We start from the raw sequence: 24,777 nt of genomic DNA, 5'->3' as shown, positions 1-24,777 counted from the left end.
CGGGGATAGCAGCTCAAGGCCTCCCTGACTCGTTCCTTGGTCAGTCGGTCGCTAAATGCCATCGGGTTCCCTTATCTGCCGTTTTGCAGAAACACTACTTGTTATTCCGAGTCCCACACTACCTAAATACCGTGCGGTGAGGCGGCAGTTAGAAGTGGATCGAAGTTTCCCAATCAGCGGCTCGGGAGGCAAGGAGGTGGCGAACGGTGAGGAAACAAACTTTCTCGTTAGTGCACCATCGGGCAGTGAACCTAGGTGGAGGACACAGCGAGAAAACGGTGGAAGCTGTATCACAAAAGCACAAGCAAGATCCACTTAGAAAAGATAACAACTTCGGCGGTGGATTCGAAGAAATCGCCCAAAAAAGGGATCGTCGAAAAAATTTCTTTGGCCGTTTTGACCTGTATTTACAGGGTTTCTGAAAGAATCCTGAGTTGCGTAGGGTGCGGGGTCGTGCGCTATGGTCATTTATAACGTTTCGATAACACTCGCAGTGTTATGGGGAAACACCTACTGCCGGGACTTCCAAACCGCTCACCAGGGCAGTACTTCAAAAAAAGTCGAAATGCGACGCAGAGCGGTGCACAGGGATGGCCTAGGAAGGCCTGAGCGTGGAAGGGCACTGGAGAGTCATGATCCAGCAGAAGACCAAAAACATCATTCGTCGCGGTGGAGCCACCTTGGCCGCCGTAGCAGTAGCAAGCACCGCAGTCGTCGCCTCGACCGTGCCGGCTTCCGCGGCTAGCAGCTGGGACAAGCTTGCACAGTGTGAATCCGGTGGCAACTGGTCCATCAACACCGGCAACGGTTACTACGGTGGCTTGCAGTTCTCGCTTCAGACTTGGAAGGCATTCGGCGGCAGTGGCATGCCTAACCAGGCTTCGAAGGCCGAGCAGATTCGTATCGCCACCAAGGTCCAGGCCGGACAGGGTTGGGGTGCGTGGCCAGCTTGCTCGGCGAAGCTTGGGCTGAGCGGCACGCCATCGGGCAACTCGGCTCCGGAAGCTCCAAAGAAGCAGGCTCCAAAGCAGCAGGCAGCGCCAAAGCAGCAGGCAGCGCCTAAGCAGCAGACCACCAAGAAGGCTGCGCCTTCGCAGTCGTTGGAGCGCACCGGTAGCTCCAAGAAGGTCACGCAGCCAAGCGCTGGCAAGCACGTTGAAGCGGCACCTCAGGCACCAGTTTTCAACATCAAGGTTACCGACTCGGGCAAGGACTACACCGTAAAGTCCGGCGATACTCTTGCGAAGATTGCTGACAGCTTGGGCGTCAAGGACTGGCGTGGATTGTTCGTGCTGAACGACGATCAGTTGAATGACCCAGATCTGATCATGGTTGGTCAGACCCTGAACGTACCAGCGAACTAATTTCGCTTTTGGTCTTGAGCTCGTGCCATTACCCAGCTGGGTAATGGCACGAGCTCAAGGTGTTTAACCCTGCGTCTGCAGGGCAGGCACCGCGGTATCCGCAGCATTTGCCTGTGATTGAGCGCAATGGCACGCTAGCCACATGCCTAAAAGTCAGTTCACGCGGGGATGAGTACCTCCCAGCTCGGAGATGTGCCTTCACTCGATGCCGAATTTGCCCAGTGTGGGCTGCTTCCAGCTCTGCGTGCAAAGAACTGGAGTGGGCCCCGGCGGTGGTGGGGTGGGCCTTTGGACGTTGAGGGGCTAACGATTGCCTCCACCGAATTATGTGCCGCGGCGGTTAATCAGCTGACCGGCAGCCAAGATTTGTTCACCATCGATGCTCGCAGGGCTGCCGCCGCCTTTGCTTCCACGAAACACTTGCGCATCGCTGGGCAACGAAGAGATGCGTTCGATGCCTGTTCTGGGTTCTATCAAACGAGCGACGGCTGGATACGCACGCACGCGAATTATCCGCATCACCGTCGCGCCCTGCTCCAAGCCTTGAGGATTGACCGCCCCGAACGGCTCGCTGAGTCTCTTCTGATGGTTGAAGCCGGCGACGTCGTCGAACTGATCACCGCCTGCGGAGGGATCGCGGCAGAGGTTCGAACGCGCGCGCAATGGCAAGCTACGGCAATGGGGCAAGCGGCTGCCGCCGGACCTTGGGTCGAGTTCGCGATGAGCGAGGTGTCGCAGGGCCGATTGTGGAAATATTCTCAAGACTTAGCCAAGCCGCTTCGAGGGCTACGCGTCCTGGACTTCACCCGGGTCATAGCGGGACCCACTTCCTCGCGTACCCTAGCGATGTTGGGGGCCGACGTCCTACGTGTCGATCCTCCGCAAATGCCCGAACTGCAGGGCCAGTACATAGAAACCGGATTCGGAAAGCGAAGCACGGAAATTGACCTGCGCGATCTGCGGCAGGCAAACACCGTGCATGAGCTGTTGAGCGAAGCAGACGTGGTTTTACTCGGGTACCGTCCCGGTGCTTTAGCGGCGCACGAATTGCGGACTCAGCAGCTACGCGAACGCTATCCGAATCTAATCATCGTCGAGTTGTGCGCATGGGGTGACACCGGCCCCTACGCAAAGCGTCGTGGCTTCGACAGCATCGTACAAGCCGCATGCGGTATCGCGGATATCTACCGGGACGCCGAGGGCAGACCGGGCGCATTGCCGGTGCAGGCGCTGGATCATGCAACCGGATACGGGATGGCTGCGGCCGTGGTGTCCTTGGCGGCTGCGCGAAGAACCCAGGGAATGACCGGCCACGCGAGATTCTCGCTGGTTCGCACGGCTACGGCACTGCTGGAGCAGCCCTTGCCAACTGCGGACATCGAACCGCTGGGTCAACCCGCAGTGCGCAAGATCAACAGTACGTTCGGAGAACTGACCTATGCCCCGCCAGCTCTATCGTGTGGAGGCCTGGCACTTGATTATGCAGGGCCGCCGGCTCCCTACGGCACAGATGAGCCCGTCTGGCGCTAATCGAAGGATTTCAGCCCGCCAAGCGCAGCAGGTGCTCGGCATGTGCCGCAGCCCGGTCTTTGAAGGCGGCCGAAATTTCCACGAACCGCTCCCGGCTTGCTTGGCCAGGCCAGTTATCGGGGAGCATCTGTTCGGGGAGACCCGGATCAAGGTACGGGATGGCTCGCCACGCATCAATGAGCACGACATAGCCGAGATAGGCATCTTCAGCGTCTATCGACGTCGCGTCGAGTCCCGCCGTGGCAGCAAGAAAAGAGCGGTGGAGTTTGGCCAATTTGTCCAAGTCCCACCACTGTGCGGAGGCTTCACGGGCCGATCCCGGGTGGTCGAATGTCTCCGAAATGAAAAGCGTGGCGTAGTTCCTCGCGTCCAAGGCTCCCAGGACTTCCAAGACCTCGGATTGCAAATATTCGGGGAAGATCCACAGGCCAGCCGAGACGAGGCCTCCACCTAACTGGACGAAATGTTTGCGCAGCTGATGCCGGGTGGCGCGCAGGGCTTCCGGCAAGGAAAAAGCGACAAGGACCCAACGATCGGAATGTTCCATGCAACGCGGAGTGAAAATACGCCTATTGCCGCGGGCAAACATCGCCATAGCGGGCGTGGTCACCGAAAGTGCCGCAGGCCCCGCGGTTTCCAATACACCGCGGTCGATGAGCCGCGAAACAGCGGTCTGTGCTGCGGGAGTCGACACCCCTGCCGCTCGAGCCATCTCAATGATTCGGGGACGTGGAACCGGCGTTGTCTCATGGCGCAGGTAGAGGCCGGCAATGGTGCGTACCACCGACGCCGCGCTACCGGTCCTAGACTCGAAATCATCAAGGGCGAATGCGGCAAGGGGGCTAGTCGGAGCCAATTTCTGTACGCACCGCAAAGAGCTCGGGGAAGAAGGTCAGGTCCAGTGCGCGTTTCAGGAAGCTGACGCCTGATGAGCCGCCGGTCCCGGATTTGAAGCCGATGGTTCGTTGCACCACGCGCAAGTGGCGGAAGCGCCAAGCTTGGAAATTGTCTTCCAGATCCACTAGGTCTTCACAGGCCTGGTAGAGATTCCACACGGTATCTTCGGACTCGTAGATTTCCTTGAAGATTGGCACTAGCGACGCTTGGAATTCCCAGGGCTTGGTGACATCGCGTTCGAGGATTTCTGAGGAGATCTGGTAGCCCTTGCGCGAAAGCGCAGCGAGGAAGGCGTCGTAAAGTGTTGGTTCGTTAAGTAGCTCGGTGAGCGTTTCGTGTGCCTTCGGGTCTGATTCGTGCACCTTGAGCATGCCTTCGTGCTTGTTGCCGAGGATAAACTCCACCGCACGGTATTGGAATGACTGAAAACCCGAGGATGAGCCGAGGAAACCACGGAACTGCGCGTATTCGCGTGGTGTGAGCGTTGCGAGAACAGACCACTGCTCGGTGAGGGTTTTCTGGATATGTTTCACACGAGCGAGGCATTTCAGGGCCTTGCCGAGGTCGTCCGAGTCGATCAGTCGGCGAGCTTCGAGCAGTTCATGCAGCATCAGCTTCAGCCAGAGTTCGCTGGTCTGGTGCTGAATAATGAACAGCATTTCGTCGTGATGCTCTGGGACGCTGACCGGGTGCTGGGCCGAAAGGATGCGTTCCAAATCCAGGTAGCTTCCGTACGACATGGCATTTCGGAAATCGGTGCGAACGCCGGACTCGATGTCGCGCTGATTCTTGGACTCTGCATGGTCATTGCTCATAAAGATCATCGTATCAATATCTTTGCGACCGTCACAATAATGAAAACAAGTTCCCAAGATGAGCTGCAGGGGCATTCGCGCCGGGGCGGGAATAGAATCAACCGCCCGCCCGTTATTACATGCATACGCATATAAAATTTGGATTCAGGATGGGAATAATGAGCAAATCAATCGTGGTCATCTCCGGCGGACTGGGCAACCCTTCGAGCACCTCGCTGCTCGGGCGCCAGATCGGTGAAAGCGTCGCAGCGGAACTGGCCGGTGCAGGAGTCCAAGCCGACGTACTCAACGTAGAATTGCGTGAATTTGCGCAGGACATCGTGAATAACATGCTTACCGGGTTCGCTCCACCTGCGCTGCAGGAAGTCGTGGATGCGGTTGTGAATTCCGACGTACTGGTGGCTGTCACTCCGGTCTTTTCGGCCTCGATTTCGGGACTGTTCAAATCCTTTATCGACATCCTGGATCCGAGGTCGCTGGACGGAAAGCCGGTAGTTTTGGCTGCAACTGCCGGCTCGCAGCGCCATCAACTTGCCGTGGACTACGCCATGCGACCGATCTTCTCCTACCTGCGTACGCAGATCATGCCTACTACCGTTTTTGCCGCTTCGGAAGATTTTGGCGGCGAGGGCCTTGCCGGGACCCTGGCCGAACGCACCCGGCGGGTGGCTCGCGAGGTCATTGTGGCCCTTGCCGCGGATGGAGGAAACCTCCAAGCCGATACCGATCTGGCGGATACGCGCTCGATTGCTCCATCGGTCAGCGACACGGCAAACCCCAACGACCCGCTAACCACACTTCCGTTCGAAGCCCTACTGGCGAACATCCAGGGGAGCAAAAGCTGATCCACGATCTAGCCGTTGCCTCCGGACGTTGCGGGCGGCGGATGTTAGTACGATGTGCCAGAAGCCTTGAAGCTCGATAGCATATTTACTTGTGAGCTATGTCATCCACAAAGCCCATGTAGATTTAATTCGAATGCGAAAGGTGTAGCCGTCGATGCTATCCGAGGAAATTATCACGGCGATTGCCGATGAACTTGTCGAGGCAGGCGCTACCCGTACGCCCGTGCCGCTCCTGACCGCACGCTACCCGGAAATGACCGTCGAGGACTCCTACCGGGTGCAAAACCTGTGGCGCCAGCGCAGCGAAGCCAACGGCCGTGTCTTGGCAGGCAGGAAGATCGGCTTGACCTCGCGCGCCATGCAGATGGCGACCGGAATCACCGAACCTGACTACGGCATCATTTTCGAAGATATGGTGCTGGACACCGGGTGCACCTTCAACTGGGATCAATACACGTTCCCACGAGTGGAGATGGAACTCGCTTTTAAACTGAAGAAAGATATTGAAGGCCCAAACGCGAATATTTTTGACGTGCTGGAGGCCACCGAATATGTGATTCCGGCCCTGGAGATCCTAGACTCCCGCATTGAGATGAAGGGCCGCAGCATCGTCGACACCATTAGCGACAACGCCGCGATGGGTGCCATGGTCATCGGTGGCACACCGATGAAGCCGGATGCCATCGACCTGCGTTGGGTCTCGGGCATCCTGTTCAAGAACCAGACCATCGAAGAGACCGGGGTCGCAGCGGGCGTGCTAAACCACCCGGCCGCTGGAGTGTACTGGTTGGCGAATAAAATCGCTCCGCACGGGGACAAGCTCAACGCCGGGGAGATCATCCTGGCCGGCTCATTCACCCGTCCCATGCCGGTGGACAAGGGCGACACGGTCTTTGCGGACTACGGACCGATGGGAACCGTGACATGTCATTTCGAGTAGAACCCGACCCGTCGCTCAAGGACGCGCTGCGCGAGGCAGACCATGCGCTCACCGGCATCTGGGTCTGCTCCGCCTCGGCGCTCAACGCAGAGATCTGCGCGGGCGCAGGCTTTGACTGGCTATTCATCGATGCCGAGCATTCACCCAATGACCTGCAGAACATCTTGGCGCAGCTCCAAGCGGTGCGCGGCTATTCCACCATCCCGGTAGTGCGCCCGCCGGTCAACGACCCGGTCGTTATCAAGCAGTTCTTGGATCTGGGCGTGCAGTCGCTGATCATTCCGATGGTCAACGATGCCCAGCAAGCGGCTAGCGCGGTCGCCGCATGCAACTATCCGCCGCTTGGCGTGCGCGGTGTCGGCTCGGCGCTGGCGCGATCGGCGCGCTGGAACCGAATTCCCGACTACCTTAATCGTGCAGGCGATACGATCACCGTGATGGTGCAGATCGAGTCGGCTGAGGCGGTGTCAAACGTCGCCCAGATCGTTGGCACCGAAGGTGTCGATGGGATCTTTATCGGCCCCTCGGATCTGGCAGCATCAATGGGCGTGATCGGTCAGCAAGGCCACCCGGATGTGGTCTCCGGCGTGCTGCAGTCCATCGAGGCAGCAAAAGCCGCCGGCAAATATGCCGGAGTGAATGCCTTCGATCAGGCAACTGCGCGAAAGTACATCGAAGCCGGCGCCGATTATGTGGGTGTCGGTGCCGACGTTGCCTTGCTTGCCCGGGCCACGGAGGCATTGGCCGCGAGCTTTAAGGACGATGGACAGGCAGCTGCTCCGGCAAGTTACTAGCTTCCGGTCCGATGACCTGATGGGTTGCCGTTGCGCGTCGCTTCTCGGTGGGCGGCGGCAATGGTGGCACCATTGAAGATGATGAGCCGCGAAAAGAAACCCATGAAAGCCGTGATGCTGCGCTTGCGCAACGGATGGCCAATGCCCCTTGCCCTGCAGGGTGTGTTCGAGATTGTGCAATCTGTCGTGTTCTGCATGGCGCTGCTGATCGTGCCCCTGGTTGCGGTGTATTTCAGCGGTGGGTTCCTCGAAGAATCCTTTGAAACGATCCTGCAATTTGGCGGCCTGCTGTGGCTATTGATTCACGGGGTTCCGCTAGAAGTCATGAACCTCGGACCGGAGGCAGATCCCAGCTCGGCCTCCGGGTGGTTGACACTTTTGCCCTTGGGCTTGAGCTTGCTGCCATTCATTTTCTGCTGGCGCGCAGGGCGGCGAATCGCGAGGGCCTCATACACCGACCAGTTGTGGCAAGGCCTTGCAGGGGCATTCATTACCTATGGTGCCATCGGCACCGGCATGGCCTTCCTGGCGAGTAACGCATACGCGAGGGCAGACGTCGTGCCGGCGACCTTTATCCCGCTGATCATCGCCTTCATCGGACTGATCTTTGGCGCACGCCGGGAAGCCGGTACCTGGGGCAGGCTCATCGGCGTCGACGTTGCGGCACATATATCGCGTGTCTCGCCACATCGGCGTTGGGCCGGATCCTATGTATGGCACGTCATCGTGGCCGGTTTCATCGGATATATGGCCGCCGTAGCTATTTCCGGCATCTTGATGAGTGTGACCGTGGGATTGCACTGGGCCGATGTAGCAAATATTTACCAGGAGCTGCGTCCGGGCCCCATCGGTTCCTTTGCGCTGACCCTGCTGCAGCTGGGGCTGATCCCGAATGCGGTATTTTGGGTGCTGTCTTGGATTAGCGGTGGCGGTTTTAGCATCGGCGCCGGAAGCACGCTTTCAACGTTGGAAACCACCGTGGGTCCGCTGCCGTCCATGCCGCTCTTCGCGGCATTGCCCTCGGGCGAAGCGGGAAATCAATGGCTATTTCTCTTGCTCCCGGTAGTTGCCGGAATCGTTGCTGGCTGGTACTTCCTTCGTGTGGGAGAAAACCATCTGGAAGATTGGTTTGCCCGCCGCATCCCTTTTACAATTCTCTCCCTTGGCCTGTCCACCATGTGCCTTTCAATCTTCACCGGAATAGTCGCCGGTCTCGTGAGCTTGAGCGGTTCATGGTTATCTTCGGGTTCCTTGGCCGTTGGCCGGCTGACCGAGTTGGGCCCGCATATGTGGATCACCGCCGGCGCGTTGGCGCTGCAAATTGGTTTGGGTACCGCGATCGGCTATCTGGTTGCTCCCTTGTTCGAAACTGATCCCGTACTAGAAGGATAGAAAACCCCGGCAACCTCAGGTTCGCATTCAATTCAGCGAAGGGCAACCGGCCTCCGAGTTGGTTGGGCCTTGTAGCCAGCGGGGCGAGAGGCGCAGAAAAGCATGCGATCTTTTTGCACAGCGCTGCGGTGGTGGCGCACCCGCGTATGGACCGAATCAACTGTCGAGCACTTTGGCGTTTCAGCGTAGATCATTGCATCTGAGATTCCAAGGTGTTCGTTTTTGCTTTAATCCAATGGCCGTATCGTCAGCGAATCACCATTCGGGCGGGGAAGCTGGAAATCGCCCAGTTCCTGAGAAGTCTCTGAAGTCATGACAAGCAAGACGGCCGAATCATTGCTGAGGATTTCCACCGCAGGACGAAGGCCGGTGTGATTATTGGGTACTAGCTTGTTGATCGTCTCGGTGGCGGTTTGCTCTGAAATATCCGGTGGCAACAGGAATGTCACCACGTCGAAACTCGACTCGCCGCCGGTTACCGCTAGCAGGATACCGTTCTCGGCCACATGCTCGACCGGTGGACAGGTTGAGGCGGCGACTTCGGGTTCCATGCCTTGCTCTTTTGGTGCGGCCACGGTGATCAAGCAGAGCTCGCCGTTGACGCCTTCGGCCACAAAATGGTCGCCATAACTCGACTGCGCCAACATCCTCAGCGCTTCGGCGGTGTAGGCCTCGGAAGTCTCGAAACCCTCCGGTAGCCGGTCTGCGTCTCCAGCTTCTTCGCTCAACACCGGCATTAGTTCGGTTGCGTCCGGAACCGGGGCGGTAGTTTCTTCGGACGCGGTATCGGCACTGCAGGCCGAAAGCATGAACAGCCCGAGGAGAGCCAAGACCAATACCTTGCCGGCGTGATGATTCTTCATACTCTTGCGGTCCTTGAACTGTGAGGATTTGGCGTGCTTATCAAGCAGTCTAATCAAGGAGATCCGCGGGGCAAAAAACGGTTGAAATAAATAACTCCTAGTAGTCCGCTAGGCTTTCAAATCCCAAATGTGGTGCAGTACATCGTGCCAAGCGTACTGGTTCAAAGTAGCTACGGTGAAGGCTGCGCCATTGGAGCGCAGCCCCTTGCGGCCATAGTCGGAGCTGTCGATGCGGGCCAGCTTGTTGCTATAGAGCGAGGCTGCGGCTCGCAACCGTGCTGCTGCCTCGTCGACTTCGAGCTGGTTGTAGTTGCCCTTTTCGGCGGCCTGGTCCTGGTCCCAGCTGGGGAAGGTCGGATCATCCTGAGTGGTCATAAGCTCCAAACGGCGAGTCATCGTCACCAGCATCTCGGCTACATGAAGCACATATTCTTGATCGCTCCAACGCGTCGGGCTGGTGCGCTCTTGCGCCTGCGGGCGGCGCAATGCGAGCAGGTAGCGGTCGACGAGCTGGGGGAGCTGTTCGATAACATCGGCTGGAGACACGTTCCTCACGTCGTGATGGCATTCGGTGCAGACGGATTCTAGGACGAAGGTCCAATTCTTGTCATCCGGAATGATCTCGGTCATGGCATGCTCCTTTTCTGGTTGCGCTTCTGCCCAGTCTAGGCTGTGCAGCGCAGCTATTGTGAGCGCCGTTACTTCACCTGCCGGCGGCGGCGATAACCGCACGCCAAAGGAACCGTAGAATAGCCTGTATGCGCATTGTTGTACTTGTTTCCGGAACCGGTTCGAACCTTCAATCGGTCATTGACGCCGTGGCAACTGGCGAATTGCCTCATGTAGAGATCGCCGCAGTCGGTGCGGACAAGCACGGCACCTACGGCGTTGAGCGTTCGGCGGCCGCCGGCATCGAAACCTTCGTGGTCAATTTCAAGGACTACGCCGACCGCGGGCAGTGGAATCATGAGCTCACCGAAAAGTGCCTGTCCTACCGGCCCGACTACGTGGTTTCCTCCGGATTCATGCGCATTGTCGGCGAGGAATTCATCGATGCTTTCGACGGCACGTACATCAACACTCACCCGGCCTTGCTGCCTTCCTTCCCGGGAGCCCACGGCGTGCGGGACGCCTTGGCCTATGGGGTCAAGGTCACCGGCTGCACGGTGCACATCGCCGACGCCGGGGTAGACACCGGCCCGATCCTACGTCAAGAAGCCGTGGCAGTGCGCGACGAGGATACCGAAGACACCTTGCACGAACGCATCAAGCTGGTCGAACGCCGCTTGCTGATCGATACCTTGGCGGATCTGGCAACGGGCAAGTAGCCAGCAACGGCACAAAGTAGACTGGATGGCGACATGACTGAACATCCACACCCGGCAGAGCCCACCGGCGACGACGCCCACTTTACCGAAGCCGAACTCGAAACCGCCCTGAAGGTCTTGGGCATGGTGCACCGGCTTCCCAGCGAGGATGAGCGGCATATCGCCGTCCGCCGTGCCACCAGCAACATGTTCAAGGCCGCCAAACGCCACCGCAAATCCCAGAAGCGCGCCGAAATCACCGCGGCAGACCGGGCGGTCATCGAACGCACCGCCACCGGCTCGCCACATCGCTTGGATGACGAAACCCTGGGTCTGGATCTGAGTTCCTCCGCCGCGGAGCAAAGCGCAGGTGAATACCTGCGCCCGCGCGGCTGCTACATCTGCAAGCAGCGCTACACCACGGTCGATGCCTTCCACCATTACCTCTGCCCCGCCTGTGCCGCGCAGGGCCGCGAACGCCGGGACGCCCGCGCAGACCTCAGCGGAAGACGCGCACTGCTCACCGGTGGCCGGGCAAAAATCGGGATGCATATCGCGCTGCGCCTGCTGCGCGACGGCGCCCACACCACCATCACCACGCGTTTCCCACGCGACGCGGTCCGGCGTTTCGCCGCGATCGAAGACTCGGCAGACTGGATGCACCGGCTGCGCATCGTCGGAATCGACCTGCGTGACCCCGCTCAGGTGATCTCGCTGGCCGACCGCGTCGCCGCCGAAGGTCCGCTTGACATCCTGATCAATAACGCGGCCCAGACGGTGCGGCGCACCACCAATTCCTACCAGCACCTGATCGAAGCCGAGCATCAGCAACTTCCGGCTGAGCTCGAATTCGTGCGCGGCGGACCGGAACTGTGGGGCGAGGCCAATCCGCCGGCAGAACACCCCAAGGCGCTGGCCAGCGCGTTCCGGCTCGAAGATTCAGCCCTGCTGGCACCGGCAGCCCACGCGCAATACGATGCGCAGGCGCTCGCCGAACTAGCGATGACCGCGGGTTCGGCCACCGTCGAAAAAATTGCCACCGGCACCGCGATCGACGCCGGCGGGCTGGTGCCCGACGTGGTCACCGAAAACTCCTGGACGCAGATCCTGGGGGACGTCGACGCGCTGGAAATGCTTGAGGTGCAGCTGTGCAACGTCACCGCGCCGTTCCTGCTGGCCTCGCGGCTGCGCCCGGCGTTGGCCGCGAGCGACGCGCACCGCAAGTACATCGTGAACGTCTCGGCCATGGAGGGCCAGTTCTCCCGCCGCTACAAGGGCGCCGGGCACCCGCACACCAATATGGCCAAGGCCTCGCTGAACATGCTCACGCGCACCAGCGCCGAGGAAATGCTGGCCACCGACCGGATCCTGATGTCCGCGGTGGACACCGGATGGATCACCGACGAGCGCCCGCATGACTCCAAGGTCCGCATGGTCGCCGAGGGCTGGCACGCGCCGCTGGACCTGATCGACGGGGCGGCCCGGGTCTACCAGCCGATCGTCGACGGGGAACGCGGCATCGACCTCTACGGCTGCTTCCTCAAGGACTACGAGCCATCTCCTTGGTAGGAAGTTCGCCGGCCACATCGCGGGCTGAGCGAGGGTCGTACCGGGAGCGGCTGAATTCTTTCCCGCCACGCTGGCCGGGGCCAACCGGATGGCAGGATCACGGGCTGCGGACCGCTAGCAGCTAGCTTGGCTGCGGTGCGGGATGCGCAGGCAAGTGCAGCTCGGCGAGAACCTTCGAATCGACGTCGCGCAACTGAATCGAGGCAATCTCCTCCAGCTGCACTGGTACTGCGCAGGTCATCTGGGTCTTGCCCGTTGTCGTGGCGCTCCAAGCGCCAGCCTGGTCCACCGCGCCGGTGGAATCGACCACCCAGAGCGACAGCGTGCCCTGGGTGGGAAGGCCGCTACCTTCGAATCGGAGTTCGGTGCCCCAGGCCTTTGCGTTCAGCCCCAGACCGACCTGTTGCCCGGTGAGGCCAACAACCTCATAGCTGGCATCCGGCGCTGGGGACGGGCGCACTACCGGGGCCAGGAAGACTCCGGCGGCCACCGAAGCTGCGACCGCGACCGCGATCGCCGAACGTTGAATCAGGCGCCGCGAGCGACGCCGGGCACGCAAGGAGTCCAGCAAATCAACCTCGTCCCTCGCCTCTGGTTCGGTGGGGCGCGGCTCCAGCAAGGTCCGGGCAGTGCCCGCGTCCACCGAACCTAAACGGCTGGCCACGGGAGCGAAGGCAGCCATTTCCTGTTGGCATTCCAAGCATCCGGACAGGTGCAATTCGAAGGCCGCCCGCTCATCAGGGCTCAGCCCGCCGAGCACATACGCTCCAAGATCAAGGTGCTCGTTCACTGCCCAACCCCCATCTCCTCTAAGATCCCGCGCAGGGAACGCATCGCGTAGTAGGCCCGCGATTTCACTGTGCCCTCCGGGATACCAAGATCCTGTGCTGCCTGCGCCACCGTGGAACCGAAATAATGCAGATGCAAAACTACCTTGCGGTGTTCGAAGCTCAAGCGCATGAGCGCTTCTTCCATCAGTATCCGGTCCAAGGCCTCGGATATTTCCCGTGAGGAGTCGCTGGCTTCCGGTTCGGTTTCGCCCAAGGGCAGGGCCGAGATTCGGGCAGCCGCCCGGCGGTGCCGATCGATAATCACATTGCGCGCCGTCGCAAACAGGTAACTGCGCAGCGAGCCGGTCAATACCGGCGCAGCTTTCCAAACTTTTAGCACGGTCTCCTGCACCACATCTTCGGCCTCGTCCCGATTGTCCGCGACACGCAAGGCAAAGCGCCGCAGAGCCTCTCCATGCTCGCGGTAGATGTCGGAGACTACCTGTGCGTCTAATGGCACCTTCGCTCCGGTCAGTCGTCGTGAGGGCAAAGCTTCACCCACTAAGACGCGCCGGTACGGAAAATGGTTCATACACATTCCAAGTATGCGCAGAAAAATTTGCAAAAACATGAACCAGAACACATTTCTCTGCGTCTTAGACATTGAGGGCAGTTTGCGGGCAACTCTGCTCAATGGCCTCGCCTGGTTTCGGGCTTGGCCGGGGCCAGAGCGTTCAGCCCGTCCGATGAAAGGAATGCATCATGAATACGATCAGCCGCAGGAATTTTGCTGCTCCCGCCGCGGCGTTGTTTGGCGCGGCCTTGCTGCTTGCCGGTTGCGGTGGCGGCGCGGGCAGCGGCGACGACAGCGGTGGCGGCATGTACGGCGGGCCGAAGAGCACCTCCGAAGCGCCGATGGACACCGCTGCGGGCGTTGACTTGGGTGTTGCTTCCACGAGTTTGGGTGATGTCGTGGTGGACGCGAACGGCATGACCCTGTACTACTTCACCAACGACACGGCCGGCACCACGACCAGCGCCTGCACCGGCGAGTGCCTGGCCAATTGGCCGATCGCCACAACCACCAGCGACACCCCGACCCTGGAGGGAGTCACCGGCGAAGTTGGAACTATCACCAGTCCCGAGGGCGAAATGCATCTGACGCTCAACGGAATGCCGCTGTACACCTTCATCAGTGACAGCAAAGCGGGTGATGTTGCCGGCCAAGGGGTCAACGAAGTCTGGTACGCGGTCGCACCCGACGGGACGATGATCCAGTAGCGGCGCCGGATACTGCGGTCGACTCACGGAGCGTCAAGGGGTACCTGGTCCACGCGAGACAGCGCGTGGACCAGGGGCCCCTTGCCTGCAGCCGGCTAGCTGGCCAAGCCGAAGCGAACCGTGCGCACCTCGAAGGCGCCCAAGGCAAGGCGCACCTCAGCGTCTGCCACCTCGGGGCCGTCCTCGGGGAGCGCATCTTCCAGCAGGCTCACGGTACTCGCCGCCGCGATTTTTGCGTTGATTTTCAAGCTGCCGCGCGCCCGCCGTCCCAGCGACTCGTAGACCCGAACTACCAGGTCGCCGGAGCGATCGGAGGCAAGCTTCACGCTGGAAACCACCAGTCCTTCGCCGTCGAGGGTGACCAGCGGAGCCACCGGCGTGGCACCCTGGATGACCCGCGCGGCGCTGTTCAGCAAGGCTCCGGCCTCGGTCGCCGAGGCGATATCCGCACCGATGACCAAACCGTAGCGGTGGGTCTGGCGCCCCTGGTCGGTTTCCGGGTCCGGGAACCGCGGAGCGCGCAAGAGCGACAAGCGCAAGGTGGTGGAGATGCCGGCCTCGGTGGAGTCGCGGGTGACATCGAAGCCATAGATGGAATCGTTGATCAGTGCCGCACCGAAGCCGGGCTCCTGCGCGAGCACGAAGCGGTGCATGGAGGTTTCAAACTTTGCAGCCTCCCAACTGGTGTTCACGTGGGTGACTCGTTGGTGGTAGCCGAACTGCGTCTCAGCGATCGTATGCTCCGCACGAATATCCAGCGGGAAGGAGACCTTGAGGAACTTCTCCGCCTCATGCCAGTCGGTGCTCTGCTTGATCTGCAGGGTCCGGGAGCCAGGCGCCAGAACGAGCTGTTGTTCGATCTTGGAATTCGAGAAGCTGCGCAGAATTTCCAGCGTCACGCTTCCATCCGCTTCACGGGAAAGCTCCATCGAGTCCACCGCGCGCAGGTCGGTGACCTGATTGCGGTAGTACTTGTCCACGTCCCAGGCATCCCACATATTCGGGAAGTCCTGATGCAGCTGCAATAGGTTCGCCACCTGCCCCGGAGCGATGGTTTCCCGGCCGGTAGCCACATCGATTGCGGAGCTCACCAGACCCTCGGCGGTGACGAAAATCCGCACCAGAGCGTTTTCCAGCAGGTATCCGCCCTCATGCTCGGCGATCTGCACCGCCTCGTGTTCGGCTGCGCAAATTTCGCCGGCGGCCCCGAAGGGTATGCCCGCACGGGCAAAGGCTGCGCCGTTGAAGGTCAGCGACGTCGTGCCGGTTCCGGCGAGCGTTTGCTGCGCTGCGCCAATGAGCGCTTCTGCTTCCTCGATGACCTGCCCGTACCGGGCCACCACCTCGCGGTGTACCCAGGCGATCGAGGTACCCGGAAGGATGTCGTGGAACTGGTGCAGTAATACCGTCTGCCATAGCGCGTCGATCCGCTCGTAGGGGTATTCGGCACCGGCATAGATGGTGGCGGTGGCCGCCCATAGTTCGGCTTCGACCAGCAGCTGCTCGGTGCGCCGGTTCCCCTGTTTGGTCTGGTGCTGGCTGGTGAGCGTGGCGCGGTGAAGCTCAAGATAGAGTTCGCCCACCCAAACCGGAGGGCTTGGCAACTCTTGCTGGGCGCGGTCAAAGAAGTCGTTGGGATGTTCCCACTTCACCGTGGCGCTGCCTTCAAGGTTTGCCAGTCGGCGCGCCTTGCCGGTCATCTCGCGCGTGGTTCCGCCGCCACCGTCGCCCCAGCCCACCGGGGCGATCGAATTGTTGGTCAGCCGTGACTCGCGGAATTGTCGGGAAGCCTTGGCGACTTCCTCGCCGGAAAGCTGCGAGTTATAGGTATCCATGGAGGGGAAGTGGCTGAATATTCGCGATCCGTCGATTCCCTCCCACAAGAACGAGTGGTGTGGGAATTTATTCTGCTGGTTCCAGGAGATCTTTTGGGTGAAGAACCATTCAAAGCCTGCCCGGCGCATCAGCTGCGGCAGCGCGGGGGAGTAGCCGAAGGAATCCGGAAGCCACACTCCGGCCGAGGTGATCCCGAATTCGTCGCGGAAGAACTTCTGTCCATAGAGGAATTGACGGACCAAAGACTCCCCGGAAGGCATCACCGTGTCCGATTCGACCCACATGCCGCCTAGCGGGAGGAAACGGCCGTCGGCCACCGCCTTTTTCACGCGGTCCCACACTTCGGGACGGTGTTCCTTCAGCCAGGCGTATTGTTGTGCGCTGGACATTCCGTAGAGGAACTCATCATCGTAATCCAGCAGTTCCACCATGGAGGAGCAGGTGCGTGAGACCTTACGGATGGTTTCGCGCAGTGGCCACAACCAGGCGGAGTCGATATGCGAGTGGCCGATCGCCGAAATCTGATGGGCGCTGTGTTCCGCCGGGGCGGCGAGCACCTGGGCGAGCCGGTCGCGTGCAGCCTGCGCGGTGTCAACGATGCGCTGCAGGTCCAGCACGTCCATTGAGTTATCCAGCGCCTGCAGAATCTGCATGCGACGTGGACCTTCGGGCAGCTCGGCTTGCAGATCCAGCAGCACTTCAAGGTCGAGGACCAGATCATGGACGACCGGTTCGAAGACCGCTAAATCCATGCGGCGAGTGGTGTAGAGCTTGCGCGGGGACGAGGTAAGGATATCTCCCTGCTCGGTGGGCAAGAACGGGTGATAATCAAGGAGCACCGGATTGGAAGCTGCCTCCAAAAAGAGCTCGAGTTGTTCACCGCCCTCGGCTGACTCGCTGACCGGAACCCATTGATTGCGCGGGTTCAGCGCCTTGATGGTGATTCCGTCGGGACGGTAAATCAGCCCTTCGCACTGGAACCCGGTCATGTTGGCATCGAAGCCCAGGTCAATGACCGCCTCCACGCGGCGTCCGGCCCAACTTTCCGGGACCTGCCCGCGAAGCCTGAACCAGGTGGTACCCCAAGCGGCACCCCACGCGGCGCCGACCTGCGTCGGCGTGTAGTCAAGGGCGATACCTTCCACGGCGGGGATCGGTTCACCTGGCAGCTCATGCCACGACACCTCGAACGGGACCGAATCCGAATACACCGAGGGACGGATTCGTTCATTGAGGACGCGTTTGACGCGTCCGGTGGTCAGCGAGATGTCATCATGCATGAATGCCTTTCTCGGAACAACGGTTCCTTGAGAACAGTAAGCTTGCATTTAGACTATCCAATAAGCGGAATGGTTGAGCTCTCCACCGCGCTCTCACGTGGACGGTTCTGCAAAATCGCGTTCTGTGCAGGTGGTTTGGCTGCTTCCTCGGCCATTGGGCAAGCGCCATGAAAAGCTAAAGCCGGGTAAGAGCCCGAAGAGACGGCAGACAAAGGTCACCATGGAATCGACGCACGCAAGTAAATCAGCACCGCTTCGACTGATCGCGCTCGATATCGGTGGAACAAAAACGCACGCGGTGCGCTACCTGGACGACCAGATCGTTGCAGAGGTTCGCACCGGCAGCGCCAACGTGCAAAACGTCAGCCTGGACGAAGCCCGGCAGGCGCTACGCGAAGCGTTCGCGGAACTCGGCGAACCGCAGGTTGATTTGGTGATTGCAGGTGCCGGAGGGATCGACACCGACGCCGATAGCCTGGCGCTGCGCAAACTCATCGAACCGTTTGTTCCGGATGCTGAGGTCAGGGTGGTGCACGATACGCGGCTGATCCTGGCCGCCGGGCAATCTGACCTGGGGATCGCGGTCATTCTGGGAACCGGGTCAGCGATTTGGGGTCTGAATTCCGCCGGGCAGACCGCACGGTACGGGGGATGGGATTACCTGCTGGGAGACGAAGCAGCGGGTTACTGGTTTGGCCGTGAGGCGGTACGCCACGCCCTGGATGAGTTCAACCGAGGTCGGCGCGAGTCGGCTCTGACCTCGTCGTTGCTGGAACATGTCGAGTGCGCGAATCCCGAAGAGCTCATTGGGCTCTTCCACAAGCGAAGTTCGCGTGAATACTGGGCCCGGTGCGCACCGCTAGTTTTCCAAGCTATTGCGTCGGGGGATGCTGCGGCCGAAGAAATTCTTCAGCGGGCGATCACCTTTGTGGTGACCAAGGTATGCGTTGTCGCCGGCCAGCTGGGAATCTCCGCTCCCGTGGTGCTCGGCGGTGGGGTAATCGAGCACCAGCCCATTTATCAAGAGCGCCTCCGCGCGGCACTGGCCGTCGAAGGTTTCGAGGACCTTCGCTTCTTGGCCCGAAGCCCGGTGCACGGGGCGGCATTCCTTGCCGGCCTAGCGGATGATCGCTAAGGTTTTCACGGGAATGCTGCACGAAGCGCGAACGATAGCCAGCCCGCCGTAAATCCGGTTGTTCACCCCGGTGTCATCGCACCAGTCCACCGCGTGCGGAAAGGCGCTGATAGCCGCCTTGCCAAGTTCCATGTCCTGCGGCACTTCGAAGGTGTAGCTGAACTTCCCGGCATCGCCCATGGGTTCGGTGGTGTGGATGACTTCGATGCCTTGCGCATCGGTGACGCTGATTTCCACCTGGGCTTGAGGTCCGTAGCGAGGGTCGCAATCCGCATCTGGTGCCGAAATTTGCACCGGATCTCCGCGCTGCGCGGTCCCTTGGGACAGCGAAAATTCCGGCGGCATGCAGGCCGAATCCGGCCGGGTGTCCGCGCTGCAGGAGGCCAGCGCTCCCGCCAGGGCGCCCGCGAAAATCAGCGGGAAAGCTACCCGGCGCGTGACGCCGAGCGGCCGCACAGTTCCGAGCCTAGGCATGAGCTCACAATACCTCGGTAAGCGAGGAAAAAGTCGCCTCGTCCACTACGAAGCATTCGTGCTCCCTTTGGCTTGCGCAGTCCCTAGCGAAGGTCGCGCCCGCGGGTCTCCGGGGCGAAGCGGGCCATGAACAACACCGCGAGGAGCACCAAGAAGGTAGCCCCGGCGAAGAGCCAGGGCAGTCCGACGATCGGCCAAAGCGCGGCGAAGAGCAACGGACCAAAGCCCGCGGCAAAGCGGGACATGGTTGAGGCCCAGCCGAAGCCACTGGCGCGCAGTTCGGTCGGGTACAGCTCGGAGACGTAGGCATACAACACCGGAATCGCCACCTGGACCACAACGCCGAACACCAGAATCCAGGCCACCGCGGTGGCCGGTGCGTCCAGGCTGACGGCGACCACGATCAACACGATCCCCGCCAGTGGTGCGGAGATGCCGAGCAGCCATTTGCGGCCCACTCGCTCTACGAGCAAGGCGGCGATCAGCACACCGACCAGACCCATCAGGGCCATCACCGCGGTGGCGAAAAACGAGGCGGACTGCGCCATGCCGGCCTCGGTCAAGATGGTGGGAAGCCAAGTCAGTGCCAGGTAGTAGACGAGCAAGACGGTGACGAACAACAGCCAGCTGGTTGCCGTCAGCTTGGCCGAGTAGCGCCACAGCTCCACGACCTGCTCCCACCAGCGTGGTCCCTTGCCAGATGGGGCCGCCTCGATGACGTAGTCCCGAGGTGCGGCACCGGTACGCTGCACCAATTCATCGATGACTTGTCGGGCTTCGACCTCGCGTCCCTTGGCCGCGAGGAACAGCGGGGATTCGGGCATTTTCAAACGCACCAGAAACACCATGAAGGCCGGAAGGATCATCACCGCGAGAATCAAGCGCCAGTTCTCGGCAGTGGCCATAACCCACCCGGAAACGAAGAAGGACAGTGCCGCGCCGATGGGCCACCAGCCATCCATTGCCGTGAGCACCCGTCCGCGCAGTTTTGCCGGGGTGAATTCGCCAACCAGGGCGTAGTCCACCGGAATGCAGCCTCCCAGGCCTACTCCTGCAAGGAAGCGGAAGGCGACAAAGAAACCAAAGTTAGGGGAGAGCGCGCCAAGCACGGTGAATATCGAAAACATCAGCAAGGTCAGTGAGAAGGCATTTTTGCGACCGTATTTGTCCGCGATTCCTCCCCATAGGAAAGCGCCAAGCGCCATGCCCACCAGGTTAGAGGTTCCAAGCAACGCGGCCGTGGGGCGGTCCAGGCCCCATTCGGCGGCCACCAACGGGATGAGCGCACCGTTCAGGGTCACGTCCCAGGCATCAAACATGAAGCCCAGCCCACCAATGATGAAGATGGTGCCTTGCACCTTCCATTTGAAGGGCAGCTCCTGCACAATGTGCGTGCCGGAGGGGAGTGTGGCAGTTGGCACTGTCGTTGGCCTTTCCTAGGATCGGCCACATAAAGTGCGGCACGCTTCGCGTCGAAGCATACCGAAATCTGTAGCTTCAGCGCATCTCATTACGCCTTTTGCACGGCTTCGTCAAGGCCTGTTGCGCGAGGCCCGAAGGGAGTATTCTCTGGTCATGGGAGTAGATTGGACCGCTCTCGAAGAGGCGATACGGGTGGCTGCCCTTCGACACGCGGCGGAAGTGATTGCCGAACACCCGGAACAGAACTTCTATGCCATTGCCCTGCATGGTGTCAGCACCTCGGAGAGCGAGAACATCGCAATGCCGCTACTGGCATTAAATTCTGTTGAAGCGCTCGAACGCGATCGCCAAAGCGAATCTCGGGACTTACTGGTGGAACGCGGCGAAGATCTCGACGAGGACGACAACTACGAGGATCGTTCGGACGCTGATCTTCAGGGGCAGCTCAGCGTTGAGCATGTCACCGAAACCGAGGATGAGTTTCAAGACTCCGCGGATGAGACCGATGAGGCAGATGAGGACGGGGACAGCGAAGATCTCGATGCCGTCCTGAGTGCCATCGAGGCAGATCTCGAAGAAGACGATGGCGACAGTTTCTACTCAGATAAGTGGGAACCGAGCGATTGGCATTGGTCCGCTATCGATCTATGCCAAGACCCGGCCGCCCAAATCTGGTCGGATGCGATGACGGATCTGGCTACCCGCGAAGGGTGGGAGAGCACAATTAAGCGCTATTATCACACCCTCGTTGCCGTCGCTCAGTCATTGCGTGAGGAGCTGAACGAACGGACAAAGGTCGACTTGGTCGCCTATGTTGCCGACGACGATCATGCAGAAAAACTGCTCGAACTCTGCCTGACACCGCAGCAGCTCGTCGAGCATTTCCCGCAGCTGGAGCAACCAGTTCAGTAGCGCTGACATGAACTGAAGAATCGCCTGCTTCCGGCGCTAGAATAGGGAAGGCGACCATTGGTTGCCCGCCCCTTTTCATCTCACCGCCGGGAGAGCATTTTCGTGAGTAAGACCGTCTTGGATCGTGTGGCCATCCGCCGCGCCTTGATTTCCGTATACGACAAGACTGGCCTGGAGGAACTGGCCGCCGGACTGCACCAAGCTGGCGTGCAGTTGGTCTCCACCGGTTCCACCGCCAAGAAGATCGCGGCAGCAGGGATTCCAGTCACCGAGGTAGAGCAGGTTACCGGCTCCCCGGAAATGCTCGATGGCCGTGTGAAAACCCTGCACCCGCGCATCCACGGCGGCATTCTTGCCGACCGTCGCGTGGGCGAACATATGGACACCCTGTCCGCCATGGACATCGAGCAGATCGATCTAGTCGTGGTGAACCTTTACCCATTCGTCCAGACCGTAGCCTCGGGAGCCAGCCAGGACGAGGTTGTCGAGCAGATCGATATCGGAGGACCTGCCATGGTCCGCTCGGCTGCGAAGAACCACGCAGCGGTGTCCATCGTGGTGGACCCAACCTTCTACTCCAAGGTCGTCGAGGCCGCCGCAGAGGGCGGCTTCGATCTGAAGACCCGTCAGCGTCTGGCGGCGAAGGCCTACGCCCATACCGCGGCGTACGACACCGCAGTGGCTTCTTGGACCGCCAGCCAGTTCCTTGACGAGGACGGCGACGGTGTTATCGACTGGCCAGCCTACGCGGGCGTAGCCCTGCAGCGTGCCGAAGCGCTGCGCTACGGTGAAAACCCGCACCAGCAGGCAGCCCTGTACGTTGACGAGGCGGCCCCAGCCGGTATTGCTCAGGCGGACCAGCTGCACGGTAAGCCGATGAGCTACAACAACTACGTGGATGCCGATGCGGCGCTGCGCGCCGCTTTCGATTTTGAGCAGCCCGCGGTGGCAGTGATCAAGCATGCCAACCCCTGTGGCGTTGCGGTCGCTTCCCCGGAGGCGGCCAATCCAATCGCCGAGGCCCATGCCAAGGCGCATGCCACCGATCCGGTGTCGGCTTTCGGCGGTGTCATCGCCGCTAACCGCACGGTGACCAAAGCAATGGCCGAAACGGTCAAGGGCATCTTCACCGAGGTGGTCATCGCACCGGACTTCGAGCCAGAAGCAGTAGAGATCCTCTCGGCCAAGAAGAACATCCGCCTGCTGGCATTGCCAGAGGGCTACGCGCGCAACGCAAACGAGTTCCGTCAGGTTTCCGGCGGCATGCTGGTGCAGGCCAGTGACAAGATCACTGCTGCCGGTGACGACGTGGCGAACTGGACCCTTGCGGCCGGCCCGGCTGCCGACGAGAAGACGCTGGCAGATCTTGCCTTCGCTTGGCGTGCGGTGCGTGCGGCGAAGTCGAACGCAATTCTCCTCGCCAAGGACGGTGCAGCCGTGGGTATCGGCATGGGCCAGGTCAACCGCGTCGACTCGTGCAAGCTTGCAGTCGAGCGCGCCAATACCCTTGGCGTGAAGGTTGAATCCGGTGCAGATGCCGCCGGGGGCGCGGAAAACGTTGACGGCTCCGCTTCCGAGCAACGTTCCGAAGGTGCCGTTGCCGCCTCGGATGCGTTCTTCCCGTTCGCCGATGGCCTGCAGATCTTGCTTGACGCCGGCGTTAAGGCTGTCGTTCAGCCTGGTGGTTCGGTTCGTGATGAGGAAGTTGTCGCCGCGGCAAACGCTGCTGGCATCACCATGTACTTCACCGGAGCGCGTCACTTCTTCCACTAGGAATTTTCCACGGTGCGGGCCGCCAAATCATCAATCATTGATGATTTTGGCGGCCCGCTGCCGGTTAACACGAAGTATTCGTTATTTATATTGAGAATCATTCTCATGTAAGCTCGAGCCTTATGAAGCTTATTTTTGTCTCATCTTTGGAAGTCCACTGCCGAGATGTCGCCGTCAGTCGACTGCTTGGGAAATATCCCGAGGCGCTGGTTATTGGCCACGATCTGCTAGAGGGCAATCGTGTCCTGCGCCGAGTTGAAGGAAAGCATAATGCTACCGAGCGCGCCGAATCCGTACTCGAGCACGGTTGCATAGGCTGCGCTGTGCGCTTTGAAATTCTCCCGACGCTGTTGCGCCTCCTACCTGGGCGCGAAGATGCCGTGGTGATCCAACTGCTGCCGGCTACTTGGCATAGTGATCAGGTCTTGGACATAGTGCGTTCCGAGCTTGCGGGGCGTGGGGTCACAATCGACCACGTGGTCCTCGCGCTGGACCCGGCCGCGACGGAAGACCAGTTCTGGGATCGAAGGACCCTGTGGGAGTCAGGCTTCAATGCCATGCCAAATGATGAGCGAACCGCAGGGGAGTTCCTGATCCGTGAACTCGCGCTGGCCGATAGCCTGATGCTCGTTGAAGGAGTGAGCGTAGAGCTTCTTGGCGAATCGGCTGAGCATCTAAAAGCTTCCGGTGAGCAATACGAGCATGGGGCGAGGCTGATCGCGGAATTAGCGCCGCATGCGGCGCTCAATTCAGGCGCAAGCGAAGTTGTTTTGGGTGATTATGACCAGCACGAAGCCCTTCTTAGGTCTCGCCCCGGTCATTTCTCGCATGGCGCGGGTGATTCGGAGATCGCAGATTCAAAAATTCTCATCAGAGTCGAGCGACCACTTGATGCCGACCGTTTCCGCGAGGTGCTGCCGGAGGTAGTCGCAACCTGCATGTGCGTTCGCGGGACGCTCTGGATGGCAAGCTGCCCCGGCGTACGTGTTGCGCTCACCGGTACTGGGCCACGGGTCTGGATGGAATCAACCGGGGCATGGGAAAGCGACGTTGCTTGCACTCATCTGGAATTGACCGGCTCGGAGCATTGCGAAGCTGAGGTCAGGGCGCTCTTGGAATCCTGCGAACTAAGCGATGAACAGCTTCTGGCCCTGCATGGCGCTTCGAGTGCAACTGGGCCAGATCAGGAGGAGTCGGATATATGGGGAAGAGGTGAAAGCGTATGAAGGTTAGAAATTCAATCCGAGCACTGAAGAAGGTGCCCGGTGCTCAAGTGGTCCGCCGTCGCGGCAGGGTCTTTGTGATCAACAAGAAGAATCCAAGGATGAAAGCGCGTCAGGGCTAGCCATGCTCGCTCGGCACCTCGGCTCGCAAAAACTCTGAAGTTGTGTTTTTCGCGGGGCGAGGTGTCGTATTTTAAGAATTCTTGTGCCATTGTTTGTGTACACAGTTACAGGTCAACCGCGGTCTCTGGGAAATTCGGGAAGAGGATTGTTGAACAACCTCTTGTGCAGATTGTTGAACAACCTGTATTCTTCTGTGAGTCACCAAGACTTGTGACCGCAGTCACCGCAACCT

The 24,777-nt window shown here is 60.2% G+C and carries 24 protein-coding genes; 15 read left to right on the top strand and 9 right to left on the bottom strand.

Annotation, left to right across the window (positions count from 1 at the left end; translation table 11 throughout):
* The first annotated feature begins 206 nt into the window (after positions 1-206).
* The 3 genes from CQ017_RS17905 to CQ017_RS13885 all read left to right on the top strand — a co-directional run bounded on the left by CQ017_RS17905 (position 207) and on the right by CQ017_RS13885 (position 2,894).
* The gene (locus tag CQ017_RS17905; RefSeq protein WP_146112493.1) at positions 207-422 is read left to right on the top strand and encodes a hypothetical protein; all 216 of its coding nucleotides are present in this window, start codon (positions 207-209) and stop codon (positions 420-422) included.
* Positions 423-632: 210 nt separating this feature from the next.
* The gene (locus tag CQ017_RS13890; RefSeq protein ID WP_096289114.1) at positions 633-1,364 is read left to right on the top strand and encodes a transglycosylase family protein; all 732 of its coding nucleotides are present in this window, start codon (positions 633-635) and stop codon (positions 1,362-1,364) included.
* A 168-nt stretch (positions 1,365-1,532) separates the two neighbouring features.
* Positions 1,533-2,894, top strand: a complete 1,362-nt coding sequence (locus CQ017_RS13885; protein WP_105554181.1) for a CoA transferase — start codon at positions 1,533-1,535, stop codon at positions 2,892-2,894.
* A 10-nt stretch (positions 2,895-2,904) separates the two neighbouring features.
* Here CQ017_RS13885 and CQ017_RS13880 read toward each other — a convergent pair whose 3' ends face one another.
* Positions 2,905-3,606 (bottom strand): PaaX family transcriptional regulator C-terminal domain-containing protein, encoded by a 702-nt coding sequence (locus CQ017_RS13880; protein ID WP_176484311.1) that lies wholly within the window; start codon positions 3,604-3,606, stop codon positions 2,905-2,907.
* Positions 3,607-3,736: 130 nt separating this feature from the next.
* A complete protein-coding gene (gene kynA, locus CQ017_RS13875; RefSeq protein WP_105554234.1) occupies positions 3,737-4,606 on the bottom strand; it encodes a tryptophan 2,3-dioxygenase in 870 nt (289 codons plus the stop codon).
* 158 nt (positions 4,607-4,764) lie between these two features.
* Between kynA and CQ017_RS13870 the strand changes: the two genes are divergently transcribed.
* The 4 genes from CQ017_RS13870 (at position 4,765) to CQ017_RS13855 (ending at position 8,577) form a co-directional block, all read left to right on the top strand.
* Positions 4,765-5,451 (top strand): CE1759 family FMN reductase, encoded by a 687-nt coding sequence (locus CQ017_RS13870; protein ID WP_096289108.1) that lies wholly within the window; start codon positions 4,765-4,767, stop codon positions 5,449-5,451.
* Positions 5,452-5,605: 154 nt separating this feature from the next.
* Positions 5,606-6,391: a 2-oxo-hept-4-ene-1,7-dioate hydratase gene (gene hpaH, locus CQ017_RS13865; RefSeq protein WP_096289106.1), complete on the top strand. Its 786-nt coding sequence runs from the start codon at positions 5,606-5,608 to the stop codon at positions 6,389-6,391.
* On the top strand, positions 6,376-7,185 hold the full coding sequence (locus CQ017_RS13860; RefSeq protein WP_105554180.1) for an aldolase/citrate lyase family protein: 810 nt from the start codon (positions 6,376-6,378) through the stop codon (positions 7,183-7,185). The genes hpaH and CQ017_RS13860 overlap by 16 nt, the downstream gene beginning before the upstream one ends.
* Positions 7,186-7,287: 102 nt before the next feature.
* Positions 7,288-8,577, top strand: a complete 1,290-nt coding sequence (locus CQ017_RS13855) for a DUF6350 family protein (RefSeq protein WP_105554233.1) — start codon at positions 7,288-7,290, stop codon at positions 8,575-8,577.
* A 227-nt stretch (positions 8,578-8,804) separates the two neighbouring features.
* Here CQ017_RS13855 and CQ017_RS13850 read toward each other — a convergent pair whose 3' ends face one another.
* Positions 8,805-9,440: a hypothetical protein gene (locus tag CQ017_RS13850; protein WP_105554179.1), complete on the bottom strand. Its 636-nt coding sequence runs from the start codon at positions 9,438-9,440 to the stop codon at positions 8,805-8,807.
* 108 nt (positions 9,441-9,548) lie between these two features.
* Entirely contained in the window at positions 9,549-10,070 is a 522-nt protein-coding gene (locus tag CQ017_RS13845) for a DinB family protein (protein WP_096289098.1), read from the bottom strand.
* Positions 10,071-10,198: 128 nt separating this feature from the next.
* Between CQ017_RS13845 and purN the strand changes: the two genes are divergently transcribed.
* Positions 10,199-10,768 carry a phosphoribosylglycinamide formyltransferase gene (gene purN / locus CQ017_RS13840; RefSeq protein ID WP_096289096.1) on the top strand — a complete coding sequence of 190 codons (570 nt, stop codon included), beginning with the start codon at positions 10,199-10,201 and terminating at the stop codon, positions 10,766-10,768.
* A 33-nt stretch (positions 10,769-10,801) separates the two neighbouring features.
* Positions 10,802-12,316 (top strand): SDR family NAD(P)-dependent oxidoreductase, encoded by a 1,515-nt coding sequence (locus CQ017_RS13835; RefSeq protein WP_181150558.1) that lies wholly within the window; start codon positions 10,802-10,804, stop codon positions 12,314-12,316.
* A 121-nt stretch (positions 12,317-12,437) separates the two neighbouring features.
* Here the strand turns inward: CQ017_RS13835 and CQ017_RS18175 are convergent, their stop codons facing one another.
* Positions 12,438-13,106, bottom strand: a complete 669-nt coding sequence (locus CQ017_RS18175; protein WP_181150557.1) for an anti-sigma factor — start codon at positions 13,104-13,106, stop codon at positions 12,438-12,440.
* The gene (locus CQ017_RS13825; protein ID WP_105554230.1) at positions 13,103-13,606 is read right to left on the bottom strand and encodes a sigma-70 family RNA polymerase sigma factor; all 504 of its coding nucleotides are present in this window, start codon (positions 13,604-13,606) and stop codon (positions 13,103-13,105) included. The genes CQ017_RS18175 and CQ017_RS13825 overlap by 4 nt, the downstream gene beginning before the upstream one ends.
* 242 nt (positions 13,607-13,848) lie before the next feature.
* Between CQ017_RS13825 and CQ017_RS13820 the strand changes: the two genes are divergently transcribed.
* Positions 13,849-14,367, top strand: a complete 519-nt coding sequence (locus CQ017_RS13820; protein ID WP_105554178.1) for a hypothetical protein — start codon at positions 13,849-13,851, stop codon at positions 14,365-14,367.
* A gap of 95 nt (positions 14,368-14,462) precedes the next feature.
* Here CQ017_RS13820 and CQ017_RS13815 read toward each other — a convergent pair whose 3' ends face one another.
* Entirely contained in the window at positions 14,463-17,483 is a 3,021-nt protein-coding gene (locus CQ017_RS13815) for a glycoside hydrolase family 38 C-terminal domain-containing protein (RefSeq protein ID WP_105554177.1), read from the bottom strand.
* A gap of 220 nt (positions 17,484-17,703) precedes the next feature.
* Here CQ017_RS13815 and CQ017_RS13810 point away from each other — a divergent pair, with 220 nt between their 5' ends.
* Entirely contained in the window at positions 17,704-18,618 is a 915-nt protein-coding gene (locus CQ017_RS13810; protein WP_105554176.1) for an N-acetylglucosamine kinase, read from the top strand.
* On the opposite strand, the gene CQ017_RS18425 is transcribed toward CQ017_RS13810, so the two are convergent.
* Positions 18,601-19,092: a hypothetical protein gene (locus CQ017_RS18425; protein ID WP_258133664.1), complete on the bottom strand. Its 492-nt coding sequence runs from the start codon at positions 19,090-19,092 to the stop codon at positions 18,601-18,603. The two genes, CQ017_RS13810 and CQ017_RS18425, sit on opposite strands and share 18 nt — an antisense overlap.
* Positions 19,093-19,175: 83 nt before the next feature.
* Positions 19,176-20,513, bottom strand: a complete 1,338-nt coding sequence (locus CQ017_RS13800; protein WP_105554175.1) for an MFS transporter — start codon at positions 20,511-20,513, stop codon at positions 19,176-19,178.
* A 154-nt stretch (positions 20,514-20,667) separates the two neighbouring features.
* Here CQ017_RS13800 and CQ017_RS13795 point away from each other — a divergent pair, with 154 nt between their 5' ends.
* From CQ017_RS13795 to ykgO, 4 genes are all read left to right on the top strand, one after another.
* Positions 20,668-21,426: a DUF4303 domain-containing protein gene (locus CQ017_RS13795; RefSeq protein WP_105554174.1), complete on the top strand. Its 759-nt coding sequence runs from the start codon at positions 20,668-20,670 to the stop codon at positions 21,424-21,426.
* Positions 21,427-21,528: 102 nt separating this feature from the next.
* Positions 21,529-23,199, top strand: coding sequence for a bifunctional phosphoribosylaminoimidazolecarboxamide formyltransferase/IMP cyclohydrolase (gene purH / locus CQ017_RS13790; RefSeq protein ID WP_105554173.1), 1,671 nt, complete (start codon positions 21,529-21,531; stop codon positions 23,197-23,199).
* 122 nt (positions 23,200-23,321) lie between these two features.
* Entirely contained in the window at positions 23,322-24,425 is a 1,104-nt protein-coding gene (locus CQ017_RS13785) for a GTP-binding protein (RefSeq protein WP_105554172.1), read from the top strand.
* Positions 24,422-24,544, top strand: a complete 123-nt coding sequence (ykgO, locus tag CQ017_RS13780) for a type B 50S ribosomal protein L36 (RefSeq protein WP_096289084.1) — start codon at positions 24,422-24,424, stop codon at positions 24,542-24,544. The genes CQ017_RS13785 and ykgO overlap by 4 nt, the downstream gene beginning before the upstream one ends.
* Positions 24,545-24,777 lie beyond the last annotated feature (233 nt).

The sequence above is a fragment of the Arthrobacter sp. MYb224 genome (assembly GCF_002975455.1).
Taxonomy (GTDB): Bacteria; Actinomycetota; Actinomycetes; order Actinomycetales; family Micrococcaceae; genus Glutamicibacter.
This window is presented reverse-complemented; position numbering and strand designations above follow the sequence as displayed.

What these genes read in the sequence shown, in the direction of transcription:
- CQ017_RS13890 (WP_096289114.1), top strand. Translation starts at nt 633, where the DNA reads ATGATCCAGCAGAAGACCAAAAACATCATTCGTCGCGGTGGAGCCACC.
- CQ017_RS13885 (WP_105554181.1), top strand. Translation starts at nt 1,533, where the DNA reads ATGAGTACCTCCCAGCTCGGAGATGTGCCTTCACTCGATGCCGAATTT.
- CQ017_RS13880 (WP_176484311.1), bottom strand. Translation starts at nt 3,606, where the DNA reads ATGGCTCGAGCGGCAGGGGTGTCGACTCCCGCAGCACAGACCGCTGTT.
- kynA (WP_105554234.1), bottom strand. Translation starts at nt 4,606, where the DNA reads ATGAGCAATGACCATGCAGAGTCCAAGAATCAGCGCGACATCGAGTCC.
- CQ017_RS13870 (WP_096289108.1), top strand. Translation starts at nt 4,765, where the DNA reads ATGAGCAAATCAATCGTGGTCATCTCCGGCGGACTGGGCAACCCTTCG.
- hpaH (WP_096289106.1), top strand. Translation starts at nt 5,606, where the DNA reads ATGCTATCCGAGGAAATTATCACGGCGATTGCCGATGAACTTGTCGAG.
- CQ017_RS13860 (WP_105554180.1), top strand. Translation starts at nt 6,376, where the DNA reads ATGTCATTTCGAGTAGAACCCGACCCGTCGCTCAAGGACGCGCTGCGC.
- CQ017_RS13855 (WP_105554233.1), top strand. Translation starts at nt 7,288, where the DNA reads ATGAAAGCCGTGATGCTGCGCTTGCGCAACGGATGGCCAATGCCCCTT.
- CQ017_RS13850 (WP_105554179.1), bottom strand. Translation starts at nt 9,440, where the DNA reads ATGAAGAATCATCACGCCGGCAAGGTATTGGTCTTGGCTCTCCTCGGG.
- CQ017_RS13845 (WP_096289098.1), bottom strand. Translation starts at nt 10,070, where the DNA reads ATGACCGAGATCATTCCGGATGACAAGAATTGGACCTTCGTCCTAGAA.
- purN (WP_096289096.1), top strand. Translation starts at nt 10,199, where the DNA reads ATGCGCATTGTTGTACTTGTTTCCGGAACCGGTTCGAACCTTCAATCG.
- CQ017_RS13835 (WP_181150558.1), top strand. Translation starts at nt 10,802, where the DNA reads ATGACTGAACATCCACACCCGGCAGAGCCCACCGGCGACGACGCCCAC.
- CQ017_RS13820 (WP_105554178.1), top strand. Translation starts at nt 13,849, where the DNA reads ATGAATACGATCAGCCGCAGGAATTTTGCTGCTCCCGCCGCGGCGTTG.
- CQ017_RS13815 (WP_105554177.1), bottom strand. Translation starts at nt 17,483, where the DNA reads ATGCATGATGACATCTCGCTGACCACCGGACGCGTCAAACGCGTCCTC.
- CQ017_RS13810 (WP_105554176.1), top strand. Translation starts at nt 17,704, where the DNA reads ATGGAATCGACGCACGCAAGTAAATCAGCACCGCTTCGACTGATCGCG.
- CQ017_RS18425 (WP_258133664.1), bottom strand. Translation starts at nt 19,092, where the DNA reads ATGCCTAGGCTCGGAACTGTGCGGCCGCTCGGCGTCACGCGCCGGGTA.
- CQ017_RS13795 (WP_105554174.1), top strand. Translation starts at nt 20,668, where the DNA reads ATGGGAGTAGATTGGACCGCTCTCGAAGAGGCGATACGGGTGGCTGCC.
- CQ017_RS13785 (WP_105554172.1), top strand. Translation starts at nt 23,322, where the DNA reads ATGAAGCTTATTTTTGTCTCATCTTTGGAAGTCCACTGCCGAGATGTC.
- ykgO (WP_096289084.1), top strand. Translation starts at nt 24,422, where the DNA reads ATGAAGGTTAGAAATTCAATCCGAGCACTGAAGAAGGTGCCCGGTGCT.